The sequence below is a fragment of the Sulfitobacter sp. HI0027 genome, assembly GCF_001634775.1.
Lineage (GTDB): Bacteria > Pseudomonadota > Alphaproteobacteria > Rhodobacterales > Rhodobacteraceae > Sulfitobacter.
The window spans coordinates 1-296 of sequence record NZ_LWER01000117.1; the positions used below are offsets into that span (position 1 = coordinate 1).

Sequence of the window (296 nt, forward strand, 5' to 3'; positions counted from 1 at the left end):
CATTTTCGGGGCTGAAAGTTCTGGACTTTACTGCGGGAGTTGCAGGCCCACACGCAACGCAACTTATGGCTCTTCATGGCGCGGATGTCATAAAGATCGAACCGTTGAAGGGAGAATGGGGGCGGACGCTCGGGCGTGCGTATGGAGAGCACACGGCCCATTCAATTGCTTTTAACCGAGGCAAGAAAAGCATGGCGGTAGATTTGAAAAACCCCGACGTGCGCGAGGCTGTGAAAACGTTGGTAAAATCAGCTGACGTTGTCGCTGAAAGCTTTCGCCCGGGTGTCATGGCCCGG

The 296-nt window shown here is 54.7% G+C and carries 1 protein-coding gene; it reads left to right on the forward strand.

The window, feature by feature from the left end; genetic code table 11:
* Window positions 1-296 (forward strand): CoA transferase (locus A3722_RS06440; protein ID WP_201721974.1); only part of this gene is annotated, 296 nt, incomplete at both ends.